This is a genomic window from Paenirhodobacter huangdaonensis (genome assembly GCF_004022465.1).
GTDB lineage: Bacteria > Pseudomonadota > Alphaproteobacteria > Rhodobacterales > Rhodobacteraceae > Rhodobacter > Rhodobacter huangdaonensis.
On the sequence record NZ_SAVA01000003.1, the window covers coordinates 401,364 to 407,810 of the forward strand.

Here is a 6,447-nt window from a genome sequence, read left to right on the forward strand (position 1 = left end):
GGCCCGCGCAGAAACAGCCCCCCGCGTCCGCAAGGCCGCGGGGGGTTCCGTTTCGGCAGGTCGAGCTGTCAGGCGCGCAACCGGCGCATCGCCAGGATCTGCGCCGCGGCGGCATGCAGCGGCACGGTGCGGAACATGTCGGCAAGCATCCGGGCGTCGGCCTTGAGACCTTCCCAGCGGCCGCGCTTCGCCCCCTTCCAGGGGCTCGCGACCTCGGGCCAGCGGACCACGGCGATGCGCTGCCGCAGGCCGATCCAGCGCCGGTTCAGATAGACCTCGAGCCCGAAGCGCGGCAGCGTGCGCAGCGCCGCGGTCTCGCCGATCAGCGCCTTCGGCATCACCCTCTCGCCCGAGATGTAATCAAGCCCGATCGCCCGCCAGGGCCAGGGGGAATTGCCGCGCAGGCTGATCGAGACATCGGCCCGCCCCTCGCGCACCGGCGCGATCAGCGCCTCGAGCGCGGTCGGGCCAAGGCCGATCAGGTCGCTGTCGATCAGCATGACAAGCTCGTGCGTCGCCGCCTCGATGCCGACCGAGACCGCCCAGCTCTTGCCGCGGTTCTCGGGCAGGCGGATCAGCCGCGCGCCCTCGACCGCGGCGGCGGCATCCGCGGTGCCGTCGGACGAGCCATCGTCGACCACGATCACCTCGTCGATCGCCGGGTGGCCCAGCACCTCGCGCAGCACGGTGGCGATGCGCGGCGCCTCGTTGAAGGCGGGAATCACGCAGCTGAGGCGCCGGCTCATGCCTCGGCGCCCCCGGCCGGCGCGGTCTCGAGCCCGCCCATCGCGGTGCCGCGCCACTCAAAACCGCGCCGCGCCCAGGTGGTGACCCAGAGCGGTGCCAGCAGCAGGTCGCGCAGCACCATCGCGGCGATGTCGCGCGGCCCGCAGGGCCAGCCGGCGATGCGGCACAGCGCGATCTCGGCGCCATACCAGAGCGCGAGGAAGGGCAGCGCCCAGCCGAGCCCGGCAAGCCCGCCAAGGGCGATCAGCGCCGCGACCGGCGGCCAGGGGCCGAGCAGGATCTCGGCCACGAACAGGCCCGGGAAGCCGTCGCGCCGCACCCGCGCCCAGCGCAGCTGCCGGTCCCAGACCGCGCGCAGGCTGCGCGGCCCGATCGGCTGGGCGAAGGGCTCGCGCGCCAGACGCACCACCAGCCCCTGCCCGCGCACCGCCTTGGTCGAGGCGACATCCTCGGCCAGATCGCGGCCAAGCGCCACGAGCCCGCCGGCGCGCTCGAGCACGTCGCGGCGCCAGAACAGGGTCTTGCCCTGCGCAAAGCCAAGGCCGAGGCTGTCGGCCGCCAGCTGCCAGCGCGCCTGGAAGCTGTTCAGGAAGGCGCATTCGAGCGCCCCGCCCATCCCCTCGCCGCGGATGCCGACCGGCGGGCAGGACACCAGCCCGGTGTCGGGCCGCCAGACCGAGAGCAGCCGCTCGATATAGTCGGGCGGCAGCAGCAGGTTGGAATCGGTCATCGCGACGAAGGCGCCGCGGCTGACCCGCCAGCCCTTCTCGAGGTTATTGAGCTTCGGATTGCCGCTCAGCCCGCTTTCGCCGATCAGCAACTGCGCCTTCACCTGCGGGTTCTCGGCGATCAGCCGGCGCACCAGCGGCACCGCCGGATCGCTTTCATGCGCGGCACAGAAGATCACCTCGAGGTCGCGCCAGCTCAGCCGGAAGGACGAACCGAGCGTCTCCTCGTCATGCAGGTCAAGGCCGCAGACCGGGCGGATCAGGCTGACCAGCGGCCGGCCGGGGATCGGGCGCACGGGCGTGAGATGCAGATAGCGGCGCGCCGTCAGCGCGGCCGAGGCAAGATGCAGCGCCAGCGTCACCGCCACGAAGACCGACAGCAGGATGACAAGCGCGGTCATGCACGGCGGCTCCGCTCGGCGGCGGGGGTCCAGAGCTCGGCGCTCTGCGTCTCGCCCGACCAGGCCAGCATCTTCAGCGAACCGTCCGCGGTTTCGACGAGGGCGGTCTGGTTATCGACCCAGTCGCCGCAATTCGCATAGACCAGCCCGTCGCGGTGATGCAGCGCCGCCTTGTGGTAATGGCCGCAGATCACCCCGTCGTGGCCGCGCTCGCGCGCCAGCGCCGAAAGCCGTTCCTCGAACTTGTTGCCCACCAGCATCAGCGCGTTCACGCCCATGATGGCAAGCTCGAACAACCCGCGTTCCGAGGTCCGGTGCAGGTGTAGTTTCAGCCACTGGTCGGCGGCGCGCAGCGCGGCATCGGCGCGGCTGCCGATCCGGGTCATCACATGCCACCGAAAGATCCGCGCATCGCACTGGTCGCCGTGCAGGATCAGATAGCGCATGCCGTCCGCCGCCTTGTGCACGTCGGTCTCGCGCAGCTCGAAGGCACCGAACATCGGCCCCTCGTGCAGACGCAGCGCGGCATCGTGATTGCCGGGCAGATAGACCACCCGCACGCCCGCGCGCGCCCGCGTGCTCAGCTCTTCGATGATCGCGTCATGCGTCTCGCCCCAGTGCACCCGCCCGGGGTGCCAGATGTCGAGGATGTCGCCCACCAGATAGATCGTCTCGGCGTCGGTCCGGTTCAGGAAATCGAGGAAGCGCGCTGCCCGGCTGCCCCGGGACCCGAGATGCAGATCCGACACGAAGAGGGTGCGATAGCTCTTGCGCATCGTCTGGGGAGCGGTTTCAGGCATGACAGCTTCCTTTTGCTTCCTGACCCCCAATGCGCCGCAAGCGATACGGTTTCATGTCAGTTCGACAAAACTATGTGACAGTTTCTGCGGCGCAGCAACGGCTTTCCTGTGTCACACGCAAGCGTGACACGAATGGAAGACTTGTCAATCGCCTCTTACACGAACGCGCCATCTGCCGCCAGCACCTTGAAACCGCGCGATTTCCATGGCCTTCTGCGGGAAATCCTTTGATCCACGATTTCGGGACTGTCCCGCCGATGTCCTTCTATTCAGACCTGCCCGACCGCTGCTTCTGGAGGCGCTGCCTGCGCCGCCCGCGCTTCGATTTTGCCGAGATCTACCGGCCCGCGGTGACGATCACGGCGGGCGAGCCAATCGCCACCGCGGGCAGCTGTTTCGCGCAGAAGATCGGGCGCGAGCTGAAGCGGTCGGACGCACGGTTCCTCGACCTCGAACCCGCCCCCCCGGGGATGAGCGAGGCGACCGGGATCGGCTTCGGCTATGGGCTCTATTCGGCGCGCTACGGCAATATCTACACCACCGCGCAGCTGCTGCAGCTGGCCGAGGATGCCTTTTCCGACCATGTGCGCGAGGATGCGCTGTGGACCAAGGACGGCGCCTGGTTCGATGGGCTGCGGCCGCGGATCGAGCCCGGCGGCTTTGCCCGCCGCGCCGATGTGGTGACGGCGCGGCGCTCACACCTGCGTCAGGTGCGGCGGCTGTTCACCGAGGCCTCGGTCTTCGTCTTCACCCTCGGGCTGACGGAACGCTGGGAACATGCCGAGACCGGCACCGTCTATCAGCTCTGCCCGGCGACGGTCGACCCGGCCTTCGGCGCGCCCGAGCACCGCTTCCACAACACCGGGGTCAGCGAGGTGGTGTCGGAGCTGACGCGCTTCATCGCGCTGGTGCGCACCCACGCCCCCGACCTGCGCTTCCTCTTCACCGTCTCGCCGGTGCCGCTTGCCGCCACCGCGACCGGCGGCCATGTGCTGCCGGCGACGATCCGCTCGAAATCGGTGCTGCGCGCCGCCGTTGACGAGGTCGTCACCACCCTGCCCGGCTGCGACTATTTCCCCGCCTACGAGATCGCCACTGCGAACCCGCTTCTGCGCGACGCCTTCGACGCCAGCCAGCGCGAGGTGAAGGGCGAGGTGGTGACCGAGATCATGACAACCTTCTTCGCCGCCCACCCGGGGCTGAGCCGCACGCTGCCCGAGGTGGCCGCCGAAGAGCCCGACACCGTGTGCGACGAAATCCTGCTGGACGCGTTGCGCACATGAAGATCTTCGTCACCGGCAATTCGCATTCCGCCAGCCTGATCGAGGCATGGAAACAGGTGCAGGAAAGCTCTCCGCACCAGATCGACTTCTTCGTGCGCGGCGGCAGCGGGGTGAAGGACTACCGCATCGACGGCACAAGGATCGAGGCCGGCAATGACGATTTCCGCGGCTATCTCGCCCGGCTCGGGCTGAAGGACAGCTTCGATCTGGCGGATTATGACGCCCGCGTGGTGATCGGTGCCGAGGTCAGCCCCTTCCTGATGATCTCGATCCTGAACAAGTGTCACGTGCTCGGCTGGCCCGACCCGAACCGCCGCGGCGCGCAGGAGATCACCGAACGCTGCCTGCAGGCGGCGCTGGCCGACGGGCTGCGCGCCTCGAACGGCGGGCAGATGGTGGCGGCGCTGCAGGCCCTGCCGGGGCTCGGCGCGCGGCCGATGCTCGTCGTGCCGCAGCCGTTCCCGTCGGAACGACTCAGGACGATGGCGACGGCCGGGGCGGGCTTCCTGCGCGCGATCCGCGGCCGCATCGCGCCCCGCGCCGCGGCAGGTTTCGCCGATGTCGCGACCCGCACTTTCGCAGATCTCGGCGCGCACTTCCTGCCCCAGCCCGAGGACACGACGGTCGATTTCATCCTCACGCCCGAGGCCTTCACCACCCAGGCCAAGCGGCTGATCGACATCGACAAACTGCAGCCGAAGGGGGATTTCCTCCATGCCAATGCGGCCTTCGGCACGCGCATTCTGGGGCAGATCCTCGACACCCTCGAGGCGTGAAGTCGATTAAAAAGCGCGATAAATCCCGGGCGGCGAAGGGGGAACAAATAGGAAACCATTAACCGCACAAGGCGCAGTCTCTCCCTGCAGCAGGAGATGCGCCATGTCCGGAATTTACATCATCGCGGGGCAGAGCAACGCCAACAACATCGCCGAGGAGATGGCCGCCGAGTTGCGGGCGCGCGACCCGGGCTGCACCGTGCTCACCGTCGCCGATGCGGGGGCGCCGCTGACCTGGGGGCGGGGCGGAGACACCGACTGGTATCAGCGCAACGACCTGCCCAAAGACCTGCTCGACGCGCTCGATACGGCGCTGCGGCGCGATGGCAGTGCTCATCTCGAGGGGATCATCTGGGTGCAGGGCGAGGCCGATACGCTCGCCTGTGCCCGCAGCAGCCTTTATGCGGAAAGGGCCGAGGCGCTCTTCGACCGGATCGAGGCGCATCTGCATGACGGTTTCGCCGGCCGGGATGCGGCGTTCTATGATTTCGACGTGGCGACGCTGCAGCTCTCCGGCTATGCGCCCGCGGCGGCCCGCGACGCCTGGTCGACGATCATCGGCGAGCAGCAGGCGCTGGCCGCCGCGGACGACCGGGTGCAGCTGCTGAATGTCGATCTCGTCGCGGCGCAGGCGGGCATCCGCCCCGGCGCGATGTTTGTCGATGCGCTGCATTACAGCCAGGCGCTGGTGAATGCGCTGGTCACCGCCACTGCCGACAGCCTGCTCTCGGGCACCGCCGCCGCGGCCGCGCGGGTGACCATGGGAACCGACGGGGATGATGTGTTCACCCCGGTGCGGATGCCCTCGGCAACCGGCAGCCACAGCCCGGAGATCCCGCCCCTCGCCTTCGCCGGCTTCGGCGGCGACGACACCTATACCGTCCTCTCCCCCCGGACGCTGGTGATCGAGGCGGCGGGCGGCGGCGCCGACCTGATCCGGGCGCACAGCAGCTACGACATGTCCCTCTGGGCGCCGCAGGTCGAGGCGCTGACGGTGATCGGCCGGGCCGGGCGGCACATCACCGGCAACGCCCTCGGCAATCAGCTCACCGGCAATGCCGGGCGCGACTGGATCGCCGGAGCCGCCGGTGCGGATACGGTTTTCGGCGGCGGCGGCAACGACACGCTGCGCGGCGGCTATGGCGCCGACCGGCTCGCAGGCGGCAACGGCAGGGATCGGCTCTGGGGCGATGCCGGCAATGACACGCTGCTGGGCGGGGCAGGCAATGACACGCTCGTCGGCGGCAATGGCACCGATTTCCTCAATGGTGGCAACGGGGATGACCTGCTGCGCGGCGGCTGGGGCGCGGACCGCTTCTATCACGACGGCACCGCGGCCGCGGGCTGCGACCGCATCGCCGATTACAACGGGGACCAGCACGACGTGCTGATCTTCAGGGACAGTTCCGCCTCGGTCGGTGATTTCGACTTGCGCGTCACCTCTGTTCCGGGGGCCGGCAACGCGGCCATCGCCGAGGTGCAGATCATCGACACCCGTTCGGGCGAGCCGGTCTGGACCCTGACCGATGGCGCGGCGCAGGATCACCTCTGGCTGCAGATCGGGGGGCAGACCTATGACCTGCTCGCCTGAGCCGGTCAGCCAGCAGGCAGGGCTGCGGCGGCGCTTTCGTCCTTCAGCGCAACGCCGGTCGCCCCGAGCCGGCGCGCCGCGCCGACGAGCCAGGCGATGCGATCGGCCGCCGCCTCGGGGC

The 6,447-nt window shown here is 69.4% G+C and carries 6 protein-coding genes; 3 read left to right on the plus strand and 3 right to left on the minus strand.

Annotated elements, in window-relative coordinates; translation table 11 throughout:
* Positions 1 to 68: 68 nt before the first annotated feature.
* The 3 genes from EOW66_RS07525 to EOW66_RS07535 are packed head-to-tail and all read right to left on the minus strand — an operon-like array spanning position 69 to position 2,676.
* A complete protein-coding gene (locus tag EOW66_RS07525) occupies positions 69 to 746 on the minus strand; it encodes a glycosyltransferase family 2 protein (RefSeq protein ID WP_128155799.1) in 678 nt (225 codons plus the stop codon).
* Positions 743 to 1,876: a ceramide glucosyltransferase gene (locus tag EOW66_RS07530; protein WP_128155800.1), complete on the minus strand. Its 1,134-nt coding sequence runs from the start codon at positions 1,874 to 1,876 to the stop codon at positions 743 to 745. The genes EOW66_RS07525 and EOW66_RS07530 overlap by 4 nt, the downstream gene beginning before the upstream one ends.
* Positions 1,873 to 2,676 (minus strand): UDP-2,3-diacylglucosamine diphosphatase, encoded by an 804-nt coding sequence (locus EOW66_RS07535; protein ID WP_128155801.1) that lies wholly within the window; start codon positions 2,674 to 2,676, stop codon positions 1,873 to 1,875. Before EOW66_RS07535 ends, EOW66_RS07530 begins: the two co-directional genes overlap by 4 nt.
* Positions 2,677 to 2,933: 257 nt before the next feature.
* Here EOW66_RS07535 and EOW66_RS07540 point away from each other — a divergent pair, with 257 nt between their 5' ends.
* From EOW66_RS07540 to EOW66_RS07550, 3 genes are all read left to right on the plus strand, one after another.
* A complete protein-coding gene (locus tag EOW66_RS07540) occupies positions 2,934 to 3,959 on the plus strand; it encodes a GSCFA domain-containing protein (RefSeq protein WP_164881059.1) in 1,026 nt (341 codons plus the stop codon).
* On the plus strand, positions 3,956 to 4,735 hold the full coding sequence (locus tag EOW66_RS07545; RefSeq protein ID WP_128155803.1) for a hypothetical protein: 780 nt from the start codon (positions 3,956 to 3,958) through the stop codon (positions 4,733 to 4,735). The genes EOW66_RS07540 and EOW66_RS07545 overlap by 4 nt, the downstream gene beginning before the upstream one ends.
* A 103-nt stretch (positions 4,736 to 4,838) precedes the next feature.
* Complete coding sequence (locus EOW66_RS07550) at positions 4,839 to 6,326, plus strand: sialate O-acetylesterase (protein WP_128155804.1); 1,488 nt, start codon at positions 4,839 to 4,841, stop codon at positions 6,324 to 6,326.
* Positions 6,327 to 6,447 lie beyond the last annotated feature (121 nt).